Origin of the sequence: Pseudomonas abyssi (assembly GCF_002307495.1) — a bacterium.
In the GTDB taxonomy this organism is placed as follows: Bacteria; Pseudomonadota; Gammaproteobacteria; order Pseudomonadales; family Pseudomonadaceae; genus Halopseudomonas; species Halopseudomonas abyssi.
The window spans coordinates 39,548-61,283 of the sequence record NZ_NTMR01000012.1; the positions used below are offsets into that span (position 1 = coordinate 39,548).

Consider the following 21,736-nt stretch of genomic DNA (forward strand, 5'->3'; position numbering starts at 1 on the left):
CCTGCAGGGGGTATCAATCAACGCGGTACAATCAGCCGATCTCGATCATCTCGAAATCTTCCTTGCCTACGCCGCAATCGGGGCACATCCAGTCCGCCGGGACATCTTCCCAGCGCGTACCCGGGGCAATACCGTCATCCGGCCAGCCCTCGGCTTCGTCATAGATGTACCCACACACGATACATTGCCACTTCTTCATACTTGCTTCTCACGGTGTTCGGATGTTGTTCTTTGGGGGTCAGCTCAGACAGGACAATAGCGCAGTGCGGCCTGAAAATGGCACCTGTTGGCAACGGCACGCCAGCCTGACGCAAACAGACCCTACCGTAAACGCCCTGCAAGTCCAAGGCCAACCCCCGGCACAGCAACGCCCGAAACAGAGGGCTTTCATGGTACTCTTGCCGACACCCTGACCCTCTGCCCAGACCTTGCGATTACCGAATGTTGCCCGACTGGTACCCTGCCGACCGACACCCCGCGCCGCCGCCCGAGCCGCTGTTCAACTGGCTCTGCCATGAGGGGTCGCTGACCCAGCGGCTGACCGAAGCGGGCAACCGGGACTTTCGCGTCGAGCTGCTGCAGCAAGCCCCCCAGCCGGCGCGCGAAGACGAAGCCCAGGCCCTGGGCCTGGCCGCCGGCGCCCCCGTCTGGACCCGGGAGGTCCTGCTGCACACCGCCGGCGCACCGCGGGTCTACGCCCGCTCGGTGGCGCCGCCCAGCGCCCTTGGCAACGCCGAGGTGGCGCTGGACAACCTGGGCACCACCAGCCTGGGACACCTGCTGTTTCGCAATCCGCAGATCCAGCGCGGCCCCATCGAGATCAGCCGCTACCCGGCGGCCTGGTTACCGGCGACCTGGCGTGCCGAGGGCCTGTGGGCCCGCCGCTCGCACTTCTCCGACGGTGCATTACAGCTGCTGGTGTGTGAAGTATTCTTGCAGGGCTGGCCCGCCGCCGGCACCTGAGCCCCTGCCCCTGACTGGAGAACTCCCTTGCTCAGCCTGCTGATCAAACCCCTGGTACGCCTGCATCCACGGGCCAAGGACTACATCGAGCTGATGCGCCTGGACCGTCCGATCGGCACCTACCTGCTACTCTGGCCGACACTCTGGGCGCTGTGGCTGGCCGCCGAGGGCGTGCCGAACCTCGACACCCTGATCATCTTCGTGCTCGGCGTCATCCTCATGCGCGCCGCCGGCTGTGTGATCAACGATTATGCCGACCGCGACTTCGATGGTCACGTTGAACGCACCCGCGAGCGACCGCTGGCGACCGGGCGGATCAGCGCTCGTCAGGCGCTGATCGCCTTTGCCGTGCTGGTGGGGTTGAGCGGCCTGCTGGTGCTGCTGACCAATGCCCTGACCATTCAGCTGGCCTTTGTCGGCGTCGGTCTCGCCGCCCTGTACCCTTTCTGCAAACGCTTTACCTTCTACCCCCAGGTGGTGCTCGGTGCAGCCTTCTCCTGGGCCGTTCCCATGGCCTTTGCCGCCCAGGCCAACAGCCTGCCGATGCCGCTGTGGCTGCTGTTTATCGCCAACCTGCTGTGGACCGTGGCCTACGATACCGAGTACGCGATGTGCGACCGCGAAGACGACCTGCGCATCGGCATCAAATCCACCGCGATCCTGTTTGGCGACGCCGACCGGCTGATCATCGGCCTGCTGCAGGGGCTGACCCTGGTCTGCCTGCTGCTGGTCGGCGCGCGCTTCGGCCTGGGCCTGTATTACTACCTGGGACTGCTCGGCATGACCCTGGGCTTTGCCTGGCAGCACTGGCTGATGCGTGAGCGCGAGCGCCTTGCCTGCCTGCAGGCGTTTCTGTCCAACCACTGGGCCGGCATGCTGGTCTTTATCGGCCTGGCGCTGGACTATGCGCTGCGCTGATGCCATCAAGCCGTGCTGCAACAGACTTGCCCTCGCGACGTAATACAACTGAAATAAAAGTGTTATCTAATCGGCGCATGACTCATATCTGCAACGAGACGGAAACCCATGTCAGGTAAAAGCATTCTGATCGTCGATGATGAGGCGCCCATCCGCGAAATGATCGCAGTGGCGCTGGAAATGGCCGGCTACACCTGCCTTGAGGCCGAAAACACCCAGCAGGCCCACGCCTGTATCGTCGACCGCAAACCCGATCTGATTCTCCTCGACTGGATGCTGCCGGGCACCACCGGCATCGAGCTGGCCCGTCGACTCAAGCGCGACGAGCTGACCGCGGACATTCCGATCATCATGCTCACCGCCAAGGGCGAGGAAGACAACAAGATCCAGGGCCTGGAAGTCGGCGCCGACGACTACATCACCAAGCCCTTTTCACCACGCGAGCTAGTCGCCCGCCTGAAAGCCGTACTGCGCCGCGCCGGCCCGGTCGACAGCGAAGCACCGATCGAGGTCGCCGGGCTGATGCTGGATCCGGTCAGCCATCGGGTGACCATCGACGAATCCGCTGCCGAGATGGGCCCCACCGAGTATCGTCTGCTGCAGTTCTTCATGACCCACCAGGAACGCGCCTACACCCGCGGACAATTGCTTGATCAGGTCTGGGGTGGCAATGTCTACGTCGAGGAGCGCACCGTCGATGTGCACATCCGTCGCCTGCGCAAGGCACTGGGCAACAAGTACGAGCATCTGGTACAAACCGTCCGCGGAACCGGCTATCGGTTTTCGACCAAGGCCTGAGGCATTGCTCGGAGAAGTGGCGAGGATCTGGTCTGTTGGCGTTTCGCCCACCCGCCTGCTGCTGCCGGTAAAGTCGCCAATCAAAACGACATATCAACAGACCCTAGATGAGCGTATTCAGTGACCAGACATAGTTTCAGCCGGGTTCTCGGTCAATTGCTGCTGCTGGTGCTGGTCTGCCTGCTGGTCGGCTGGATCGTCGGCCAGCCCGCCTGGGTGCTGGTCGTCGGTCTGGGCTGCTACCTGGCCTGGACCCTGCGCCAGATGTCGCGCTTCTACCACTGGTTGAGCAGCCACCCGAATGACCCGCCACCCGAGGCGCGCGGCATCTGGGGCGAGATTTTTGACAGTATCTACCACATGCAGCGCCGCGACGGTCGCATGCGGGCGCGTCTGCAAGCCGTCATCGACCGTATCCAGGCCTCGACTGCCGCCCTGCGCGAAGCGGTGGTCATGGTTGACCGGGACGGTCACCTGGAGTGGTGGAACCATGCTGCCGAGCGGCTGATCGGTCTGCGCAGTCCGGACGACAGCGGCCAGCACGTTGCCAACCTGATCCGCGATCCGCGTTTTATCGAATACTTCGAGCAGGGCGACTTCCGCGAGCCGCTGGAAATCCCCGCGCCGGCGGACATCAACATCCAGCTGCAGTACGCGATTACCCGCTACGGGCCGGGCGACCGCCTGATGGTGGTGCGCGATGTCACTCGGCTGCATAACCTGGAACAGATGCGCAAGGACTTTGTCGCCAACGTGTCCCATGAACTGCGCACGCCGTTGACCGTGGTGGTGGGCTACCTGGAGACCATGCTCGACCTGGACGACGACCTCAACCCACGCTGGAAACGGCCGCTGCAGCAGATGCAGCAGCAGGCCAACCGCATGCAGGCACTGCTCAATGACCTGCTGCTGCTGGCCCGCCTGGAAACCTCGGACAACCCCAGTGAAGACGAACTGGTTGATGTGCGTCCGCTGCTGGAGCACATCCGCAAGGACGCCGAGGCCCTGTCCGGCGAGCGCGGCCACCGCATCACCCTGGAGATCGACGGCAATACACGCCTGTATGCGATCGAAGGAGAACTGCGCAGCGCCTTCTCCAACCTCGCCTTCAACGCGGTGAAGTACACCCCGGATGGCGGTGATATCACCCTGCGCTGGCACAGCGACGCCCAAGGTCAGCATCTGAGCGTGATCGACAACGGCGAAGGCATTGCTCCGCAACACCTGATGCGCCTGACCGAGCGCTTCTACCGGGTGGATACCAGCCGCAACAGCACCACTGGCGGGACCGGGCTGGGCCTGGCCATCGTCAAGCACGTGTTGCTGCGCCACCAGGGCAAACTGGAGATCAAAAGCGATGTCGGCAAGGGCAGCTGCTTCAGTTGCCACTTCCCGCCAGCACGCAGCGCGCCTCGGGTCTGATGATGTTGCAGTCATCCGTCTGCCGAGGCCACTTTCGGCCAGGCACGGCGGACGCTGAAGCGCAGGGATGCGCTGAACAAACTAGGCTCCCCGCTCCTTGATTGACGGCTTTACAGACAGCAACAGGCGGGTGGAATTGATCAGAGCTTCCCTAACTCAGGCGCTCGGCGAGTAGTGCGCCTGGGCGGTGCCCGAGGCAATCAGCCGGGAGAGGTAGTCGAGCTTTTCCGGGTCCTGGTCGACAAACTTCAGCGTCACCTTCACCCAGTCGCAATCCATCTTGGCTTCCAGCGCCGCCACCGCGTGCACGTAGCCGTTGATCCGCGCGACCGAGCGATCCGCGTCCTGCTCCAGATCCAGCACGCCGCTTTCAAACACCTGCGGCAGACGCTCGCCACGGCGCACAACCACCAGCGCGTCGCGCAGGCTCAGGTGCTTGATCACACAGGCAAACTGCCCCCCGGCCAGACGCAATTGGGATTGCCCTCGTACACGCTGACCGCTGTCCTGATCGGGCGGCGGCGCTGGCTGGGCTGCACGCGGAGCGCTGGCTGGCGCTGCCGCAGGAGCTGGAGGTGAGCCGGTTTGCCGGCCTCCGGTCAAACTAGCCACCGAGCCGATCGCCGCACCGGCACTGGGCCGCGGGCGCGGCGCCTGCAGCTGGGCCAGTTTGCCGGTCCGATGCAGCGCCTTTTTGACCTTGGCAATCAGTTGCTCATTGCTGAACGGCTTGCCGATATAGTCGCTGACACCGGCCTGGATCGCCTCAACCACATTCTCCTTGTCGCCCCGGCTGGTCACCATGACAAAGGGAGTCGAGCCCTGCTCCGGCTGGGTGCGAAACCACTGCAGCAACTCAAGGCCACTCATTTCAGGCATTTCCCAATCACACAGGATCAGGTCAAACCCGGTGCGTGACAGCAGCTGCTGTGCCTTGCGCCCGTTCACCGCTTCCTCGATCTGCAAACCGGGAAAGTGGCTGCGCAGGGCCTTTTTGACCAGATCGCGGATGAAGGGGGCGTCATCCACAATCAGGACCGATACATTCGACATAAGGGCGTTATCCTCAATTGTTAGGCGTACTGTACCCCAGAGAGCCAGCGTCGCGACAATCGACGTGCAAATGGCCACCATTGACAGTGTAGCGACCTGAGCTAACGTAAGATCCGAGCAGTTACTTTCATCCTGAATCGTCGGACACCCCCAGCGGTGTCGCAGTCGTCGATACCCAACACGGAGGTGTGGGTTTTGACGAATTTAATGCAGTGGTGCGCGGCCGATAGCCGCCCATCAGCCTTACCCCGATCCTTACGTTGTTCCAATACGGCCAGCCAGCAGTTGCCGTGGTTATCCACTGCGCCTCTGACCTGACGGAGCGACACCATGCCAACGCCAAGCCCGACGACCCAGACGCCGTCACAGCGGGTGGTGGTCGAATCCATCGGCTCCGCGCGACCGGCCCTTGCCGGCCTGCTGGCCAGTCAGTTGGGGCTGCCGGCCAACCAGGTGGCCAACGCCCTGTACAAGGCCCCATCGGTTTTGCTCGAGGCGCTGCCGCAGGAGCAGGCCTGTGGCCTGGCCACCATTCTGCAGCAGGCAGGCCTGGCGGTGCGGGTCGAACCCAACAGCGTGCCACGCCCCGCCGCTGCCGCGACCTTCGACATTGCCCTGTACGTCACCGAGGTGGCCGATCTGCCGGCCTGCTGCGAGCGGCTTGCACGCTTTCTCGGTTGCCTCCCTGCCGCCGTACTGGGCCTGCTGAGCAGCCCGCCCGGCGTCATCATCGGCGACGTAAGCGCCGCCACCTGCGCAGCGCTGCAGCAGCAACTGGCCGATCTCTCCGTAGAGCTGGTCTGCTCGCGACGCGATGAAGCCCGCTATCAACTGCTGATCGAGCGCGCGCCCGGTCCGCAGCTCGACAGTCTGCTGCACGACCTGCGCCAGCTGGGAATCGCGCTCGACCCGGCGAACGATCAGCCACAGGGTACCCTCAACCACACCAACGCCCAGCAGTTGTGGCGCCGCCACCAGGCCGGCGGGGGGCTGCGTCTGCTCGATACCGCCTTTCTGCGCTACGACCTGTCACTGGAAGCCGTCGACGCCAACAGCCAGACCGAGCGTCTGCCCGAACTCGCCGGCCTGCCGGCAGCGCTTATCGACTGCGTGCTGGAGAATCTGCCGGTGGTGGTCGAAGAAGGCGTGGCCCACCCGGCGCTGCCCGCGCGTCTGCAAGCCTGGCAGGCAGCGGGCATGCCGGTACGACCACAGGTCGCCAGCCTGCGTCGCTGTCGCCTGCGGGTGCCAGCCGGCAGCCAGCTTGGGCCGGCGCTGAGCCTGCTGCAACAAAGCGGCCTGCTGCCACCCGACAGCGCCTTGCCCCGACTGCCATGGCAGTCCCCCGTGCTGCATGGCGAGCTGCTGCCACGCTGGCTGCAGCACAGCTTCGAGCAACTCGACATCCCCGTTGAATGGCAGGAGCTGGATCATGAGCAGCAATGACAAAGCCCACCAGCTGCACCTGGGTATCGCCGAGCAGGGCAAGGTGCTGGCCCTGGCCAGGCGCCATGCCGACGCCCTGCAACACTATCAGGAAGCCCTGCGCATGGCGGTCAGCAGCCGCGCACCGGAGGTGTTCTTCCGCCACTACACCCAATGCGTGATGGAAAGCCTGGAGCTGAGCGGCGAGCTGGACAGCGTGCTGCGCTACTGCGATGAAGCCGAGGCCCACTACGCCCGATTGGACTCACCGCTGCCGCTGGTTGCCCGTGACCGCGCCGAGAACCTGCAACGACGTGGCTGTATCCAGCTGCGCCAGGGCCGGCTGGAAGCGGCACTGGCCAGTCTGCAGCAGGCCATCGCTCTGGTGCAGCCGCCGGAGCTGCCGCTGGCCCGGGCACTGGTCGGCTGGGCCGCCCGCGGTCTGAGCATCGGTGAGCGGCAGTTACGCGACGCGCAGCAACGCCACGACTACTTCATCGTCCGCAAGGGGCTGGTCGAGCCCAAACGGGCCATCCCCCTGCCGCCCGAGCGCCTGCGCAGCGCCCATGCGGCCTCACTTGTTTGAATAACAGGAGCCAGGCATGAGTGACTACAACGGTCTTCGCCCCGGGCAGGTACTGGCCGACGCCAGCGTCGCCGACTTTATCTCCAGCCTCGGGCTCGGCATCGCCCGCGCCCAGCAGGCGCTGGATACCAACTCCATCGAACAGCTGGACGCCTTTATTCAGCCGATTCCAGGGTTGGGCGGCAAAACGCTGATCGAGATGGGTTTCAGCCCCGCCTTCTACCACTACCAGCACGCCGATATCAGTTGCTCGATGAACCTGCACCTGCGCGTGGAAGAGTCCACCGGCGTCGACTTCGGCATCAATGGCGCCTATAACAACGCCGAAACCAGCAACGACGACAGCGAAAGCAGCTCATCCAGCAGCAGCAGCGGCAGTCGCAGCGAGACGCGCAACCGCGAAGCCAGTCTGCAGATCACGGCACGGTCGGCCGGTGAGGTGCGCCTCAACGACAGCCGGGTAACGCTCACTGGCGCTGACCTGGAGAGCCGGCTGACCAGTCTGGTAGATGGGCTGGCCGGCAACGCCGACATCAGCGCCGTGGCCTTTGAGCGCAGCGAAACCCCGATCAACCCGACCACCGATGCCAGTGCACAGCAGGTCATCGTCTCGCCCAATGCCGTGGCCTTCCGCGCCTTTGGCTACGCTGGCGGCGTCATCCGCATTGCCAGCAACAGCGATACCACCTTTGTCGCCAACCCCGACACCAGCCTCAGCGTCAGCCGCTCCAACAGCGTCGCCAACTATGCGCGCAAGGTGAAAACCGCGTTCGAAGACGCCGGCTTCGAGGTCACCCACTGGCCGCCGGGCGAGGTGATCCATGAGGTGCTGTTTGATATCGACCGCAACCATATCCACGCCGATCAGCGCGACGGCCTGCAAGAGACTGCGCAGATGCTGGCCCGCGCCGGCGTGCCCTTCCGCCTGGTCGGCCACGCCGACGCACCGGCCAGTCCCGGCTACAACCTGGGGCTGTCGCAGCGCCGGGTGGACGAGGTCGAACGTCAACTGATTGCCAACGGTGTCGACCGGACACAGATCACCTCGGCGGTCGGCGCAGGCGAAGCCGCCGCCAATCCCGGCGGCGACGAAGGTATCCCTCACGATCAGGCCCACCGTCGGGTGCAGATCTTGCTGGATGTCGACCTGCTGGTGATCGAGGGCGCCGACGGCCAGGTGATCAGCGGCGTCGAGCCCGACCGCCGGGATCACGCCGAGTCAGCCAGCAACGGCTGGATTCACACCTTTGACGCCAATGACATGAGCGGCGTCAACGGCAAGCAGGTCAGCGCCGAGGGGCGCAGCTGGACGCTGTCCGGCAGCGCCGTCGACGGTCACGCCGCAGACAGCCCGCAGGCCTTTGCAAAAAACCTGGCCAACAGCATCAACGCCGACGCAGACAGCCAGATCAGTGCGTCGGCCGGTGGCGCAGTCTGCAACCTGGCGCGCAAGAGCGACCCGATCCAGCTGCACCTGATCAGCAGCTCCAGCCGCGACCTGCGCATGACCAGCAGCGAGAGCATCACCATCAGCGAGCAGTTTGCCAACAGCAGCAGCGAACGCGAGACCACCCGCCGCACCGGCAACAGTACGGTTGCCTTCGGCGCCACCCTGGATGTCCGTCACGCCAAGCAATTCGAACTGGACGTCACCGGCAACTCGTCGATCTCCGCCCGACTGGTGTCGATTCCCGCGCCGCCGGAATTCCTCGACACCATCCGCAGCTATCTGGGGAGCTAGGCCATGAGCGAGACCACCACCGTTACCCGCTCGCTGGTCAGCGCGCCGCTACCGCAGATCATCGAGCGCCTCGGCCTGTCGATCGCCCAGGCCCAGGCCGCGCTGGACAACAACTCGGTCAAGGTCGCCCAGGCCATGGCCGAAACGCCGGTCGAGCTGGGCGGCCAGACCTACAACCTGCTGACGCTGGGCTTTACCCCCAGTTTCTACGCCTTCACCGAGGCCACGGTGGAGGCCAAGCTGTCGTTCAGCATGTCTGAAACCACCGAAACCTCGGTGTCCGCCGGGGTCACCGCCAAGGTCAACTACGGCGTCGTCATGGTCGCTGCCAGCGTCGATGTGTCCTACGCCCGCAAGTTTTCCGTTTCCGCCGAAGGGTCCAGCTCGATAGCCGCTCGCCTGGTATCGCTGCCTGCTCCCGAGGCTTTCAATGAAGTCCTGCGGCGCCTGTACGACGACGGGCTGCCCGGAGCCGACAACTGATCCGTCGATATCCCCACAAGGAGCAACACCATGAGTATTGGACGAGAGCTGTTGAACGTGCCGATGGGCGACATGATTCGCCAGATGGCCTTCGCCATTGCCGAGGCCCAGGTCAAGCTGGATGAAAGCTCGATCGAGGTCGCCGAGATGATGGGCGGCCTGCGCACCGTGTACGACGACGAGGGTAACATCGCCTTTGACGACAGCCGGATCTTCTTCGGCCACGAGTACATGACGCCCTCCGAGGCCGATTCGCTGGTCGCCCTCGACCCCGGCTACGGCGAGATCGTCACCGCCGCCAAGAAACACCAGACCGAGAACGGCCAGATTCGCGTGCCGACCCGGCTGTCGATGCTGGAGCTGGGCTTTACCCCGGTGTTCTACAACTTTGTCGATACCATCATCGAGGTAAAAATCGCCATCAAGATCACGCGCAGCAGTGAGCGCACCCACACCTCCAGCAACAAGACCACCAAGAACCGCAACAGCAAGAAGGCCAGCGGCCTGTTCGGCAAGGTGTTCGGTGGTCGCGACAGCAACCGTTCCAGCGTCTCCACCAGCCAGGTGGATGCCACTTACGCCTCCAAGTACTCCTATTCAGCAGAAGGGTCCAGCCTGCTGCGCACCAAGCTGTCACCGGTGCCGCCGCCGCCGATTCTCGAAGAGCGCATTCGCGCCATGATGGAAGAGGCCGAAGCCCGCCGGCAACCGGCGCCCGCGCCGGAAGATGACGACTGAGGAGACGCACCATGAGTGTCGGATCAGAACTGCTCAACGCGCCTTTCCCGCTGATCGTGCGCAACCTCGGCGTGGGGATCGCCGAGGCCCAGCTGGAGCTCGACCTGGTGTCGCTGCGCATCGCACGCATGATGGCCGGCTTTCCCACCGGCAGCGACGAAGAAGAAGACGGCCCGGAGGCCCCCTACAAGGTCGAGTTCAGCAACGGCAAGTCCTACAGCCTGCTGGAGCTGGGCTTTACCCCCAGCTTCTACCAGTTTGTCGACACCGTGATCGAGCTGAAGCTGTCGATCAGCATCAACAGTGAGCGCAGCTCGACCCACAAGCGCAGCCAGGTCAAATCCAGCGCCAAGGGCGTCGGGCTACCCTTCTTCGCCGCCGGGTCAGTGAGCGCCAGCTCGGTCAGCGCCAGCTACGCCAGCAAGTACCAGTATTCGGCCGAGGGCAGCTCGGTGATGCGCACCAAGCTGGTGCCGGTGCCCGCACCGGCGATTCTGGAGGAACGTATCCGCGCCCTGATCGACGCCGAGGCCGACGAATGAGTCGCAAGACCTGGCGCGACCTGGCCCGGCAGGAAAAACGTCCGGAGCCGGCCTCCCCCAGCCCTGACCTGCAGCAGCTGGCAGGCCGGGTACCCGGCTTGCAACGCCTGCTGGCGCAACGCGACACCCTGCAGCAACAGATGCGCCGCCTCGGCGGCCAGGGTGATGACAGCACATCCGTCGAGCGCGTGTACCCGGTGCCCAGCGCCAGCGAGCGGCGCGCAGAGCACGCCGCCTGGGAGCGCCAGCGCGATGGCCAGAACGCCCCGGCAGCACTGGCTCAGGTGCGTCAGGCTGCCGGCGCCGCGCGCCGCTGGCAGCAACAGCGCGAACGCCAGCAACAACAGGCCGGCAGCCGCGCCGGTCAAGCGCTGCGGCAGCAGCGAGCACTCATGCAGCGGCTGGACGAGCGGGTCGAGCAGGCGCGCAGCACCGCTCGCGAACGGCCGCGCGAGGCCATCGCTGAACCGCTGCTGCGCCCGCTGCAGGACCGCCTGGACAAGGCCTTTCAGGCGCCCTCAGCCGGCACCTCCCTGAGCGATTTCGACAACCGCTACCAACGCCGCCAGCAACGGTTGCTGGGCGTTGACACCGGCTCGCTGGAGAACCTGCAGGAGCGCGCCCAGCAATTGGCCGAGCGCCGCCAGCAGGCGCGCCGCGAGGCGCGCAAGGCCGAGCAACAACAGGAACGACAGAAGGCCCGTGCCGACGAACGCCGCCGCCAGCGCCCCCACCTGAGTACCGACTGATCAAGAGCCCTGACCATGACCCAATCCAGTAAATTCGTCGCCAACTCGGTTGAGCAGATACTGCTCGGGCTGGCCCGCGGCCTGCGCGACGCCCAGGCGGTGCTGGACGACCTGCCGCCGACCGACGCCTTTGGCCGGCCCCAGCCGGGCTATCACCTGCCGTACCTGGACTTCAACATCAAGGCCACGGTGCAGGCACAGCTGGACGCGCCCGAGGGCAGCAGCGGCCTGGCCGTGCTGCCTGGAGGCCTACGCAAGGCCAGACCCATCCCGCAGTTGCAGCTGGCGCTGCCCAATCCCAGGAAAGCGCCGAACGACGCCAGCGGCAGTACCGAGCTGATCAGCACCTTCAGCGGCCGGCTGGTGTCGATACCACCCAGCAATGCGCTCCCGGTGGTGCGCCTGGCTGCACGCAGTCTGGTCAAACAGCCGACCAAGCCGCGCGAGCAACAACTGCTGGTCACCCTGTCCAACAGCGCCGGCCAGCTGATCAGCGATGCCGCCGTCGAACTCAATCTGGACATCGACGCCAGCCTGGCGCTAAGCGAGGCTGCCGGGGCCAGCGGCCTGACCGCCGAGCAGGTGCGCAACGGCCTGCAGCTGAACGAGCGGCTGCTGATGACCGACCAGCAGGGCAGCGCCACTTGCGACCTGACGCTAGCAGCCGGATTACCTGCCAGCACCCAGCTGGTGCTGCTGGTCAGCAGCGGCGCCACCCTGACCCAGCTCATCCTGACCCCATAGGATTCAACCCATGCAATGGAGCATTACCGGCACCCTCTTCGAGCCCGACGGCAAGGCCGCCAGCGGTCAGGTGGAGATTCAAACCTTCGAGCTGGCCCGCAGCCAATGGCGCACCGTCGCCAAGGCGCGGCTTGATGCCAAGGGAGACTTTGCCATCAATCTCAACCTCGGCGACGGCCCGCAACTGCCGGCCGTGCGCCTGTGCGAAACAGTCAAGGCCAGGGAGACGCCTCGCGTACTGGCCGAAGGCGCGCTGGTGCAGGTCGAACCCGGCAGACGCATTCACCTGGCGTTCGGCGATATCGAACGCCTGGGCGACGAGGCGATTGCCCGGCGCGAACGCAGCGCGCCCTTCAGCGCCGCAGACGACTACCTGCTGGCCGGTACGCCCCGCGCCGTGGCCCAGCTCGCCGTCAACATGGCCGCGCTGCGCGTGAGTCCGCAGTTGGCCGTCCGCGCCCAGCCGGCCAGTACACAACTCAAGACCCAGGCCGCACTCAGCAAACAGCTGGAAGCCCAATCGGTTGAGCTGAACCAGAAGGTACTGCTGATCAACAACCTGGAACGCGAGAAGCAAAGCCATGCCAACGAGCTGAAACAGGCGCAGCTGAAGATCCGCACCCTGGAAAAGCAGCTCAAGGACAAGCCCGCCGCCGCCGGCAACGAACAGATTGAACTGGCAACCCAGCAAATCCGGCTCAACCTGAGTGAGCAGATTCTCAGGCAAGCCACCGAGTTCGAGCTGAAGGAGAGCGACCTGCAGCGCACCCTGAACCTGCGCAATCTGGAGATAGCCCAGTTCTCCGAGCGCATTCGCGACCTGACCAAGGCGTCGCGCGAAGCGGCTGAGGAAGCAGCCCGCGCTCGCGAGGAAAGCGAGGACCTGAAGGCGCAGCTGGACACCCAGGTTGACGCCGACCAGCTGTACGGCAACATCGCCCGCCAGCTGCAGCAGGCCCAGAGCCAACTCAGCAAGGATGGCGTGCCCTATCGCCTGGGTCGCGTCTCGCTCAATCTCAAGACCCTGGTCACCGGCAACAGCCTGACCCTGCCCACCCTCTCCGACCTGAAGAGCAAAGGCAGCTCAGGGTTGTTCACCGATGTGTCGCTGGAGTATTTGCCGGACGGCGACCAGCCAGCCGACGACGTCCCGTCAGGCATCACCGTACCGGACTTCAGCGACCTGACCGAAACCCTGGCGCGACGCCTAGCCCGCGACCTGGGTCTGGAGCTGGAAGCGGCCTACCAGAGCATCGGCGACAGCGGCCAGCCGGTCGGTCAGGCGATCCGCCAGGTGCCGGCCAAAGGCACTGAAGTGACACTCGGCGAACGTGTACTGGTGGTATTCACTCAACCCTGAAGGACAGCCCCATGCCCACCATCAAGGAACTGGTCAGCGATGTCATGGCAGCCCCTATCGGCGAGCTTATTGCTGCCGTCGGTCAAGGCGTTGCCGAAGCGCAGCAGGCGCTGGACCGCGGCTCGCTGGCGCAAATACTGGACATCTACAGCCACGCCGACAGCGACGAACTCAAACTGCTGCAGCAGATCGGCTATCAACCGACCTTCTACGCTCTGCCGGAAACCACCGGCGAGATTCAGGTCGCCCTCAGTCTCAGCGGACAGCAGACGCCGACAGCCAGCCCGGCGCCAAAACAGCTGAAAACACGCTCACTGGCCAGCCACCTGCGTACCAGCCTGCCGACCGCCCGCGTGTACGCCGCCCCGGTCAATGCCGACTTGACCAACCGCTACGGCTTTCAGGCCAATGCCGCGGCCAAGATTCAGTTCAAGATTGTCCCCATCCCGGCCCCCGGCCAGGCCAGCGACATCCGTGTGGCGCCCAATCTGACGGGGATGCAACTGGCGGCCGCCGAACAGCTCGGCAACCAGCTGGACATCAGTCTGGAGGTCGTCGACCAGCAGGGCGACCCGGTAGCCAACCCTGCGGCCAACGCCAAGATCAGCGCCCAGCAGCCGGAGGCAGGGGAAATCATGCTCGCCGGCGCGGTCATACAGGTCGAGCTGTAGTTAGGGCCTACAGCCCCTAGTGGACGCGCATAAAAAACCCGCTCGGCAGCGAGCGGGTTTTGCATCTTAACGGTCGGGCACAGGCCCGCCCAATCAACTCAGCGCGGAGCCATCACAGCTCGCCGCGCAGCGCCTTGAGGAAGATCGCCTGATACTGGGCGGCGTCATAACGCTGCGGGTTGGTCTTGCCGGCCACGTCCTTGGCCGACATGGCACCGATGGTCTCGGCCTGGGCGTCATCGATATTGATCTCGGCCAGGGTATGCGGAATACCCAGTTCAGAGCGCAGATCCAGAATCCAGTCCAGCATGCCATCGAAGTTCTGCTTCGGCAGGTCGAGGTAGCGAGCGGCACGCGCCATTTCGTCTTCGATCACCGGACGGTTGGCTTGCAGCATGTAAGGCATGACAATCGCGTTCAGCAGACCGTGGTGCGCATCGTAAACGGCGCCCAGACTATGGGATACCGCGTGGATACCGCCCAGACCACGCTGGAAGGCTACCGCACCCATGCTGGAGGCCACCTGCATCTGCAGACGGGCGTCGATATCATCACCCTGCTTGGTGGCGCGTGGCAGGAAATCCTTGACCAGGCGCATGCCTTCCAGCGCGATACCCTCAGCCATCGGGTGGTAAACCGGGGCACAGAACGCCTCAACGTTGTGTGCCAGCGCATCCATACCGGTCGCAGCGGTCAGCTTGGCCGGCAGGCCGACAGTCAGCTCCGGGTCCAGGATGACGATGGCGGGGACCATCTTCTGGTGGAAAATGACGCGTTTGACGTGGCTTTCATCGTCGGTGATGACCACCGCCTGGCCTACTTCGGAGCCGGTACCGGCAGTGGTGGGCACCGCCACCACCGGCAGCATCTTGCTGGCGTCGACAGTACCGGGGCCAGCGTCCCACAGCGTGCATTCCTGATGCGCGACCAACGCGATGGCCTTGGCCGCATCAATCGCCGAGCCGCCGCCAAAGGCAATCACACCATCGTGCTGGCCCGCTTTCAGCGCGGCGACACCGTCCGTTACGTTGCCGCCGGTGGGGTTACCCTTCACGCCGCTGAACAGGCCAACCTGCAGGCCCGCATCACGGCATAGTTGCAGCGCCGCCTCGACCATCGGCAACGCGGCCAGCCCTGGGTCGGTGACCAGCAACGGAGACGTCATGCCCAACTGCCGGCAGGCCTTGGGCAGCTCACTGATACGACCGGCCCCTACGCGTATGCCGGTAGGGTAGTGCCAGTTCATGCTGTAGGACTTGATCTCCATGCTATCTCCGAATCTCTCAGGTTTATTGTGGGTGCAGGTGCGCGTCGCGGCCCGCATTCTTGTGTGAATCTTCGGTTGCGGGCAGACACAAGATACAAAATGAAATTATGTCCCGCAATGTACTCAAAGTTACGACTTTTGTGCTGACACTCTGCGACAAATAGACACTTGTCAAAGCACCATGGCCGGTCCATCTTGATGAAAGCAACAGCACCTTCACAACGACACAAGCAGGACCACCTGCAACCATGGCCCGTGAGGAACACCGATGAAACGCTTTATGATCACTGCCCTCAGCGCTGCCGCGCTGCTCAGCTCTGGCTCCCTGTTCGCCACAGACGGCGAGACCCTGTACAAGACCAAGGCCTGCGTGGCCTGCCATCAGATCGATACCAAGGTCGTCGGCCCGTCCTACAAGGACGTGGCTGCCAAGTATGCCGGGCAGGACGGTGCGGTGGAAACCGTCGCCGGCCACATCAAGAACGGCGTGTCCGGCATTTGGGGGCCGATTCCCATGCCGGCCAACCAGGTAACCGACGAAGAAGCCCGTATTCTGGCCGAGTGGGTGCTCAGCCAGTAATAACAAAACTCCAACAAAAAACCCGCCGATTGGCGGGTTTTTTGTTGGCTGATGCCCGACTCACTCGTCGGCATTGCCTTCTTTTTTGACTTCGGCTTCCATGCGTTTGAGGCCGATGTGACGCACATCGGTACCATTGACCAGGTAGATGACGTGCTCGGCCACGTTGCGCGCATGGTCACCGACCCGCTCCAGTGAACGCAGCACCCAGAGGATGTTGAGCACCCGGCCGATGGAGCGCGGGTCTTCCATCATAAAGGTGACCATTTCACGCATGGCGGTCTTGTACTCCTGGTCCACCGCCTTGTCTTCGCGAGCAACCGAGAAGGCCTGCTCGGTGTCCATGCGCGCAAAGGCATCCAGCGCCTCCTGCACCATGCGACGCACGTGGTGGCCAATATGGCGGCACTCGACATAGCCACGCGGCGCCTGACCGTCCTCTGCCAGATCGCGGGCGCGCTTGGCGATCTTCGAGGCTTCGTCGCCGATGCGTTCCAGATCGACAATGATCTTGCTGATGCTGACCACCAGGCGCAGATCGCTGGCCGCCGGCTGACGCCGCGCCAGGATGCGCAGACATTCCTGGTCGATGTCCAGCTCCATCTGGTTGATGGCGTTATCCTTCTCGCGCACCTGCTGCGCCAGCTTGGCATCGCCCTCGATCAGGGCAACGATGGCGTCATTGATCTGTTTCTCGACCAGACCGCCCATCTCCAGCAACTGGGTGCGAATTTCCTCGAGTTCGTCGTTGAACTGCTGGGAAATGTGCTGATTGAACAATTCTTTATCTGAGGGCATGGCGCAGCGCTCCCGGGTTAACCGTAACGGCCGGTGATGTAGTCTTCCGTCTGTTTCTTCGACGGGTTGGTAAACAGCGTGTTGGTGTCACCAAATTCGATCAGTTCACCCATGTACATAAAGGCAGTGTAGTCCGACACGCGGGCTGCCTGCTGCATGTTGTGGGTCACGATGACGATGGTGAACTTGGTTTTCAGCTCGTTGATCAGCTCTTCGATCTTCAGCGTGGAGATCGGGTCCAGCGCCGAGGCCGGCTCGTCGAGCAGCAGCACTTCCGGCTCGACCGCGATGGTGCGGGCGATACACAGACGCTGCTGCTGACCACCGGACATGCCCAGGGCCGACTCGTTCAGACGGTCCTTGACCTCGTCCCACAGGGCCGCGCCCTTGAGCGCCCATTCGACCACTTCATCCAGCGTGCGCTTGTTGTTTACGCCCTGAATGCGCAGACCGTAGGCGACGTTTTCGTAGATCGATTTGGGGAAGGGGTTGGGTTTCTGAAACACCATGCCAACGCGGCGACGCAGCTCGGTCACGTTGACGTCCTTGCCGTAGATGTCCTTGCCGTCGAGCAGAATCTGGCCGTCCACGCGGCAGCTGTCGACCAGATCGTTCATCCGGTTGAAGCAGCGCAGCAGGGTGGACTTGCCGCAGCCGCTGGGGCCGATAAACGCGGTCACGCGGTTGCGCGGAATCTTGATGCTGACGTCGTGCAGCGCCTGCTTGGTATCGTAGAACAGCGAGAGGCCAGGCACTTCCAGCGCGATGGACTCCTTGTCCATGTTCAGCTCCTGCTGGGAGCGGCCCAGGGCGCTCATATCCATTGCATGGGTCTTGGTCGTATTAGACATAGTCGTGCGTCCGCATAGAGAGGGTTATCAGTTTTCCAGTGCCTTGTACTTTTCGCGCAGATGGTTGCGGATAGAGACCGCTGCAAAGTTCAGCGCAGCGATAACACCCACCAGCAACAGCGCGGTGGCGTACACCAGCGGACGAGCCGCTTCGACGTTGGGGCTCTGGAAGCCGACGTCATAGATGTGGAAGCCCAGGTGCATAAACTTCTGGTCCAGGTGCAGATAAGGGTAGTTGCCGTTGACCGGCAGGGTCGGTGCCAGCTTGACCACACCCACCAGCATCAGCGGTGCCACCTCACCGGCGGCGCGAGCCACGGCGAGAATCAGGCCGGTCATCATGGCCGGGCTGGACATCGGCAGAATCACCTTCCACAGGGTTTCCGACTTGGTCGCACCTAACGCCAGCGAGCCTTCACGCAGCGAGCGCGGAATCCGGGTCAGGCCTTCTTCGGTGGCCACGATCACCACCGGCACGGTCAGCAGCGCCAGGGTCAGCGACGCCCAGAGCATACCGCCCGTGCCCAGGGTCGGCGACGGTAGCGCCTCCGGGAAGAACAGCTGGTCGATGCTGCCACCAAGCAGATAGATGAAAAAGCCCAGACCAAACACGCCGTAAACGATTGAGGGGACACCGGCGAGGTTGTTCACCGCGATGCGAATGGTGCGAGTCACCACACCCTGCTTGGCGTATTCACGCAGATAAACCGCAGCCAGTACACCGAACGGGGTAACGATGATCGACATCAGCAGCACCATCATCACGGTGCCGAAGATCGCCGGGAACACACCACCCTCGGTGTTGGCTTCACGCGGCTCGTCGCTGACAAACTCCCACAATTTGCTGAAGTAGTGGCCGATCTTCGCGCCCACGCCCATGGCATTGGGTCGGAACACGCGCACGATCTTGCCCAGGCTGACGTCAACCTCACGACCATCCATCGAGCGCAGATGCACGCTGTCGCGGTTGAACTCGCGGTACAGGCCCACCAGTTGCGTTTCCAGCTCGGCGTACAGGTCGTGCTGCACCTTGCGCTCGGCGTCCAGCTCAGCCTGCAGCTCCGGGGTCAGAGCGTTGTCCAGTTCCAGACCACGCTCGCGCAGACGGATGCGCTCCAGCTGGGAGTTGATTTTGCCAATGGCACCGGTTTCCAACGCGTGGATATCGCTGTAGATCTCCAGCGCACGGTCCACCGCCGGCTGCAGCGCCTGCCAGGCCTGATCACCTTCGGCGATCACCTTGCCGTCCTGTTTGACCTGCTGGACGTAGCCGTAGAAGTTGCCCCACTCACGCCGCTCAACCACCACGATGTCTTCGGGATAGCGCTCGTCTGTCAGCCAATCGGCGACAATCCAGCGGAAATCGGCACCATTCAGGTCACGGTTGCCCACCTTGAGCAATTCGCGCTCCATGAACTCGGTCTTCTCCGGGTCCACCGGCAGGCCGGCACTGTGCAGACGCTCGGTTGGCACCTGCTCACGGGTAGTTACCTCGCCGATCAGCGTGATGGCGGGCTGACCCGGGATGGTGTACTCGGCTTCGACCACATCGGCTGGCCAGAAGTGGCTCAGACCACGCACCGCGATCATCGCCAGCAGACCGAGCGTCATGATCACCGCAATCGCGACCGCGCCGCCGTTCATCCAGATCCAGGGGGCGCCGGATTTGAACCAGGTTGTGAAGTTACCTTGTTTCACTGTCTCGATTCCCCTGCTTAGAGTGACGCGTATTTCTTGCGCAGACGCTGACGAATCAGTTCTGCGGCCGTGTTCATCAGGAAGGTGAAGCTCAGCAGCACCAGCGCAGCGAGGAACAGCAATCGGTAATGGGTACTGCCCACTTCGGACTCCGGCATCTCTACCGCGATGTTGGCCGACAGCGTGCGCATACCCTCGAAGATGTTCCAGTCCATGATCGGCGTGTTGCCGGTGGCCATCAGTACGATCATGGTTTCACCCACGGCGCGACCCATCCCGATCATCACCGCTGAGAAGATGCCCGGGCTGGCGGTCAGAATGACCACGCGGCTAAGGGTCTGCCAGGGCGAGGCGCCCAGCGCCAGCGAGCCTTGAGTCAGGTGGCGCGGCACGCTGAAGACCGCATCTTCGGCAATCGAGAAGATGGTCGGAATCACCGCAAAGCCCATGGCCAGACCCACGACCAGCGAGTTGCGCTGGTCAAAGTTGATGCCCATGTCGCGGGTCAGGAACACGCGCATGTCACCACCGAAGAACCAGGCCTCGATATACACACTCATGGTGAAGCAGAACCAGCCCAGCACGATCAGCACCGGGATCAGCAGCGCCGCCTCCCAGCCGTCGGGCACGCGCTGGCGCAGCTTGGGTGGCGCCAGACTCCACAGGTAGGCAAACAGGATGAAGACAATCGGCGTGAGAATCAGCAGCGAAACGATGCCCGGCAGGTTGTCTTCCAGCAGCGGCGCCAGCCAGAGACCGGCCAGAAAGCCCAGAATCACCGTCGGCAGCGCTTCCATCAGCTCGATCACCGGCTTGACCTTGCGGCGCATCGCCGGTGCCATGAAGTACGCGGTATAGACCGCTGCAGCGATGGCAATCGGGGTCGCCAGCAGCATCGCGTAGAACGCGGCCTTCAGCGTACCGAAGGTCAGCGGCGCCAGGCTCAGCTTGGGCTCGAACTCGGAGGTCGCCGAGGTGGACTGCCAGACGTAATCAGGCTCGGGGTAGCTCTCGTACCAGACCTTGCCCCACAGAGAACTCCAGGATACTTCCGGGTGTTCGTTGTGCACGTCCCAGTAGCTCAGCTGGCCATCGTCATGCTCGACCAGCAGGTGGTCGGCACGCGGACCGATGGCAAAGGCTTGTACCTGCTCACCGCCAAGCGGTTCGACCAGCAGGTTATTGTGTGCGGTGGAGTTGTAAACGCCCAGTTGCCCCTCGGCATCCAGGCTGAGGAATACCTTGCGGCGCTCTTCCGGCTGGATCAGGGCAATGGCGTTGCCCTCCTGCTGGTCAAAGCCGCGCACCCGGGTCAGTTGCGGGTTGCCATTGCCACGCACCATAAACCACTGCGCCAGGCCACCACTGCTGTCGCCGATAATCAGCGAGATGCCGCCCAGCATGAGACTGGCCGAGGTCACCGACTTGCCGGTGCCTTCCAGCACGCGGTAGCGGCCATTCAGCTCGCCGCCCTGGCGCAGCGCCAGCACGTCAACATACTGCTCGCCATTGACCACATACATCCACTGCCGCAGCGGGTCGATCAGAATCTGGCGTACGTCGCCGCTCGCCGCTTCCAGCGTCAGCGCGCGCTCGTTGCGGGTTTCCGCACCGGTCATCAGGTTGCGGGTCACGCTTACCGTGGTGCCCACCAGCTCACGGCCGACGCTGGCAGCCAGCACCAGACCATCGCTGTCGCTGCTCATGGCCACTTGGCTCAGCGCGCGGCCCTGCTCATCCAGGGTGATCGGCGCATCGCCATAGGGAAAGGCCAGGCTCGGAGTAATCAGGCGCACATCATCGGGATAGGTCACCTTGTAGTTGTGCTGGGCAATCAGCACCTGGCCATTGCTCAGGCCGACGACAAAGCGACGGGAATTGGGGGTTTCGACGCTGAAGCTGGTCACTTCCACGCCAGCCGGAATCGGCAATTGCTGCTGCAGAACCGGTTGCCCGTCCTGCGCCTTGAAGAAACTCACCTGACCACTGCGGGCCACGCGGATAGCGACCTCACCCTGCTCTTCCATCGCCAGCATCAACGGCGGGTCGTTGGCTTGCACCCAGCTGGCGCTGTAGCGCTCCCGCTCTTCAATCTCGGCACCACCAAACAGCGGCAGCACTTCGTACAGCAGGTAAAGGAAGATCAACAGAACGGCCACAATGACGCCCAGACCACCCACCGCAACATACCAGCGGGTGAGATGGTCCTTGAAATGACGCGCTGCACGGTGGCGTTGCATCGCTGGCGTATTGAAGTCCAGGCGAGAGGTCTTGGGTGGGGATTGAGTAGTCATGGCGCACACCCTACAGGGTCAATATGACGGATTGGTTACAGCCAGGTGACGGCAA

General features: G+C 63.6%; 22 protein-coding genes. 15 read left to right on the forward strand and 7 right to left on the reverse strand.

Going from position 1 to position 21,736, the window contains the following annotated elements; genetic code table 11:
- Positions 1–31: 31 nt before the first annotated feature.
- Positions 32–199 (reverse strand): rubredoxin RubA, encoded by a 168-nt coding sequence (gene rubA / locus CNQ84_RS10625; RefSeq protein ID WP_083723909.1) that lies wholly within the window; start codon positions 197–199, stop codon positions 32–34.
- A 242-nt stretch (positions 200–441) separates the two neighbouring features.
- Between rubA and CNQ84_RS10630 the strand changes: the two genes are divergently transcribed.
- The 4 genes from CNQ84_RS10630 to phoR all read left to right on the forward strand — a co-directional run bounded on the left by CNQ84_RS10630 (position 442) and on the right by phoR (position 4,101).
- Positions 442–963, forward strand: coding sequence for a chorismate--pyruvate lyase family protein (locus tag CNQ84_RS10630; RefSeq protein ID WP_096004856.1), 522 nt, complete (start codon positions 442–444; stop codon positions 961–963).
- A gap of 27 nt (positions 964–990) precedes the next feature.
- Complete coding sequence (ubiA, locus tag CNQ84_RS10635) at positions 991–1,881, forward strand: 4-hydroxybenzoate octaprenyltransferase (RefSeq protein WP_096004857.1); 891 nt, start codon at positions 991–993, stop codon at positions 1,879–1,881.
- Between the two features lie 108 nt (positions 1,882–1,989).
- Positions 1,990–2,679, forward strand: coding sequence for a phosphate regulon transcriptional regulator PhoB (gene phoB / locus CNQ84_RS10640; protein ID WP_083723905.1), 690 nt, complete (start codon positions 1,990–1,992; stop codon positions 2,677–2,679).
- A 120-nt stretch (positions 2,680–2,799) separates the two neighbouring features.
- Positions 2,800–4,101 carry a phosphate regulon sensor histidine kinase PhoR gene (gene phoR, locus CNQ84_RS10645; RefSeq protein WP_096004858.1) on the forward strand — a complete coding sequence of 434 codons (1,302 nt, stop codon included), beginning with the start codon at positions 2,800–2,802 and terminating at the stop codon, positions 4,099–4,101.
- 156 nt (positions 4,102–4,257) lie between these two features.
- On the opposite strand, the gene CNQ84_RS10650 is transcribed toward phoR, so the two are convergent.
- Complete coding sequence (locus tag CNQ84_RS10650; RefSeq protein WP_096004859.1) at positions 4,258–5,154, reverse strand: response regulator; 897 nt, start codon at positions 5,152–5,154, stop codon at positions 4,258–4,260.
- Positions 5,155–5,484: 330 nt separating this feature from the next.
- Here CNQ84_RS10650 and CNQ84_RS10660 point away from each other — a divergent pair, with 330 nt between their 5' ends.
- Genes CNQ84_RS10660 through CNQ84_RS10705 form a run of 10 tightly spaced genes read left to right on the forward strand, consistent with a single transcriptional unit; the run spans position 5,485 to position 14,193 of the window.
- On the forward strand, positions 5,485–6,600 hold the full coding sequence (locus CNQ84_RS10660; RefSeq protein WP_133065892.1) for a hypothetical protein: 1,116 nt from the start codon (positions 5,485–5,487) through the stop codon (positions 6,598–6,600).
- Positions 6,587–7,165, forward strand: a complete 579-nt coding sequence (locus CNQ84_RS10665) for a peptidylprolyl isomerase (RefSeq protein ID WP_096004862.1) — start codon at positions 6,587–6,589, stop codon at positions 7,163–7,165. Before CNQ84_RS10660 ends, CNQ84_RS10665 begins: the two co-directional genes overlap by 14 nt.
- A 16-nt stretch (positions 7,166–7,181) precedes the next feature.
- The gene (locus CNQ84_RS10670) at positions 7,182–8,906 is read left to right on the forward strand and encodes an OmpA family protein (protein ID WP_096004863.1); all 1,725 of its coding nucleotides are present in this window, start codon (positions 7,182–7,184) and stop codon (positions 8,904–8,906) included.
- A 3-nt stretch (positions 8,907–8,909) separates the two neighbouring features.
- On the forward strand, positions 8,910–9,389 hold the full coding sequence (locus tag CNQ84_RS10675) for a hypothetical protein (protein ID WP_083723893.1): 480 nt from the start codon (positions 8,910–8,912) through the stop codon (positions 9,387–9,389).
- A 30-nt stretch (positions 9,390–9,419) separates the two neighbouring features.
- On the forward strand, positions 9,420–10,127 hold the full coding sequence (locus CNQ84_RS10680) for a hypothetical protein (protein ID WP_202974654.1): 708 nt from the start codon (positions 9,420–9,422) through the stop codon (positions 10,125–10,127).
- Positions 10,128–10,138: 11 nt separating this feature from the next.
- Positions 10,139–10,669, forward strand: a complete 531-nt coding sequence (locus CNQ84_RS10685; protein WP_083723891.1) for a hypothetical protein — start codon at positions 10,139–10,141, stop codon at positions 10,667–10,669.
- Complete coding sequence (locus CNQ84_RS10690; RefSeq protein WP_096004864.1) at positions 10,666–11,418, forward strand: hypothetical protein; 753 nt, start codon at positions 10,666–10,668, stop codon at positions 11,416–11,418. The genes CNQ84_RS10685 and CNQ84_RS10690 overlap by 4 nt, the downstream gene beginning before the upstream one ends.
- Before the next feature lie 15 nt (positions 11,419–11,433).
- A complete protein-coding gene (locus CNQ84_RS10695) occupies positions 11,434–12,162 on the forward strand; it encodes a hypothetical protein (protein WP_096004865.1) in 729 nt (242 codons plus the stop codon).
- Between the two features lie 10 nt (positions 12,163–12,172).
- Complete coding sequence (locus CNQ84_RS10700) at positions 12,173–13,522, forward strand: PASTA domain-containing protein (protein ID WP_096004866.1); 1,350 nt, start codon at positions 12,173–12,175, stop codon at positions 13,520–13,522.
- Between the two features lie 11 nt (positions 13,523–13,533).
- A complete protein-coding gene (locus CNQ84_RS10705; RefSeq protein ID WP_096004867.1) occupies positions 13,534–14,193 on the forward strand; it encodes a PASTA domain-containing protein in 660 nt (219 codons plus the stop codon).
- Positions 14,194–14,305: 112 nt separating this feature from the next.
- Here the strand turns inward: CNQ84_RS10705 and CNQ84_RS10710 are convergent, their stop codons facing one another.
- The gene (locus CNQ84_RS10710; protein WP_096004868.1) at positions 14,306–15,460 is read right to left on the reverse strand and encodes an iron-containing alcohol dehydrogenase; all 1,155 of its coding nucleotides are present in this window, start codon (positions 15,458–15,460) and stop codon (positions 14,306–14,308) included.
- A gap of 280 nt (positions 15,461–15,740) precedes the next feature.
- Here CNQ84_RS10710 and CNQ84_RS10715 point away from each other — a divergent pair, with 280 nt between their 5' ends.
- Positions 15,741–16,040: a c-type cytochrome gene (locus tag CNQ84_RS10715; protein WP_407920690.1), complete on the forward strand. Its 300-nt coding sequence runs from the start codon at positions 15,741–15,743 to the stop codon at positions 16,038–16,040.
- Between the two features lie 60 nt (positions 16,041–16,100).
- On the opposite strand, the gene phoU is transcribed toward CNQ84_RS10715, so the two are convergent.
- The 4 genes from phoU to CNQ84_RS10735 form a co-directional block, all read right to left on the reverse strand.
- Positions 16,101–16,838 carry a phosphate signaling complex protein PhoU gene (gene phoU, locus CNQ84_RS10720; protein WP_096004870.1) on the reverse strand — a complete coding sequence of 246 codons (738 nt, stop codon included), beginning with the start codon at positions 16,836–16,838 and terminating at the stop codon, positions 16,101–16,103.
- 17 nt (positions 16,839–16,855) lie between these two features.
- Entirely contained in the window at positions 16,856–17,689 is an 834-nt protein-coding gene (pstB, locus tag CNQ84_RS10725; RefSeq protein ID WP_096004871.1) for a phosphate ABC transporter ATP-binding protein PstB, read from the reverse strand.
- A 27-nt stretch (positions 17,690–17,716) separates the two neighbouring features.
- Positions 17,717–19,333 carry a phosphate ABC transporter permease PstA gene (gene pstA / locus CNQ84_RS10730; protein WP_096004872.1) on the reverse strand — a complete coding sequence of 539 codons (1,617 nt, stop codon included), beginning with the start codon at positions 19,331–19,333 and terminating at the stop codon, positions 17,717–17,719.
- Between the two features lie 71 nt (positions 19,334–19,404).
- A complete protein-coding gene (locus CNQ84_RS10735) occupies positions 19,405–21,681 on the reverse strand; it encodes an ABC transporter permease subunit (protein WP_096004873.1) in 2,277 nt (758 codons plus the stop codon).
- Between the last annotated feature and the right edge of the window lie 55 nt (positions 21,682–21,736).

Excerpts from the sequence above, each read along its gene's own strand:
- CNQ84_RS10705 (WP_096004867.1), top strand. The coding sequence starts at position 13,534 with ATGCCCACCATCAAGGAACTGGTCAGCGATGTCATGGCAGCCCCTATC.
- CNQ84_RS10630 (WP_096004856.1), top strand. The coding sequence starts at position 442 with ATGTTGCCCGACTGGTACCCTGCCGACCGACACCCCGCGCCGCCGCCC.
- rubA (WP_083723909.1), bottom strand. The coding sequence starts at position 199 with ATGAAGAAGTGGCAATGTATCGTGTGTGGGTACATCTATGACGAAGCC.
- pstB (WP_096004871.1), bottom strand. The coding sequence starts at position 17,689 with ATGTCTAATACGACCAAGACCCATGCAATGGATATGAGCGCCCTGGGC.
- CNQ84_RS10660 (WP_133065892.1), top strand. The coding sequence starts at position 5,485 with ATGCCAACGCCAAGCCCGACGACCCAGACGCCGTCACAGCGGGTGGTG.
- CNQ84_RS10695 (WP_096004865.1), top strand. The coding sequence starts at position 11,434 with ATGACCCAATCCAGTAAATTCGTCGCCAACTCGGTTGAGCAGATACTG.
- pstA (WP_096004872.1), bottom strand. The coding sequence starts at position 19,333 with ATGAACGGCGGCGCGGTCGCGATTGCGGTGATCATGACGCTCGGTCTG.
- CNQ84_RS10670 (WP_096004863.1), top strand. The coding sequence starts at position 7,182 with ATGAGTGACTACAACGGTCTTCGCCCCGGGCAGGTACTGGCCGACGCC.
- CNQ84_RS10685 (WP_083723891.1), top strand. The coding sequence starts at position 10,139 with ATGAGTGTCGGATCAGAACTGCTCAACGCGCCTTTCCCGCTGATCGTG.
- phoU (WP_096004870.1), bottom strand. The coding sequence starts at position 16,838 with ATGCCCTCAGATAAAGAATTGTTCAATCAGCACATTTCCCAGCAGTTC.
- CNQ84_RS10680 (WP_202974654.1), top strand. The coding sequence starts at position 9,420 with ATGAGTATTGGACGAGAGCTGTTGAACGTGCCGATGGGCGACATGATT.
- CNQ84_RS10690 (WP_096004864.1), top strand. The coding sequence starts at position 10,666 with ATGAGTCGCAAGACCTGGCGCGACCTGGCCCGGCAGGAAAAACGTCCG.
- CNQ84_RS10735 (WP_096004873.1), bottom strand. The coding sequence starts at position 21,681 with ATGACTACTCAATCCCCACCCAAGACCTCTCGCCTGGACTTCAATACG.
- CNQ84_RS10710 (WP_096004868.1), bottom strand. The coding sequence starts at position 15,460 with ATGGAGATCAAGTCCTACAGCATGAACTGGCACTACCCTACCGGCATA.
- CNQ84_RS10650 (WP_096004859.1), bottom strand. The coding sequence starts at position 5,154 with ATGTCGAATGTATCGGTCCTGATTGTGGATGACGCCCCCTTCATCCGC.
- phoB (WP_083723905.1), top strand. The coding sequence starts at position 1,990 with ATGTCAGGTAAAAGCATTCTGATCGTCGATGATGAGGCGCCCATCCGC.
- CNQ84_RS10665 (WP_096004862.1), top strand. The coding sequence starts at position 6,587 with ATGAGCAGCAATGACAAAGCCCACCAGCTGCACCTGGGTATCGCCGAG.
- CNQ84_RS10715 (WP_407920690.1), top strand. The coding sequence starts at position 15,741 with ATGATCACTGCCCTCAGCGCTGCCGCGCTGCTCAGCTCTGGCTCCCTG.
- CNQ84_RS10700 (WP_096004866.1), top strand. The coding sequence starts at position 12,173 with ATGCAATGGAGCATTACCGGCACCCTCTTCGAGCCCGACGGCAAGGCC.
- CNQ84_RS10675 (WP_083723893.1), top strand. The coding sequence starts at position 8,910 with ATGAGCGAGACCACCACCGTTACCCGCTCGCTGGTCAGCGCGCCGCTA.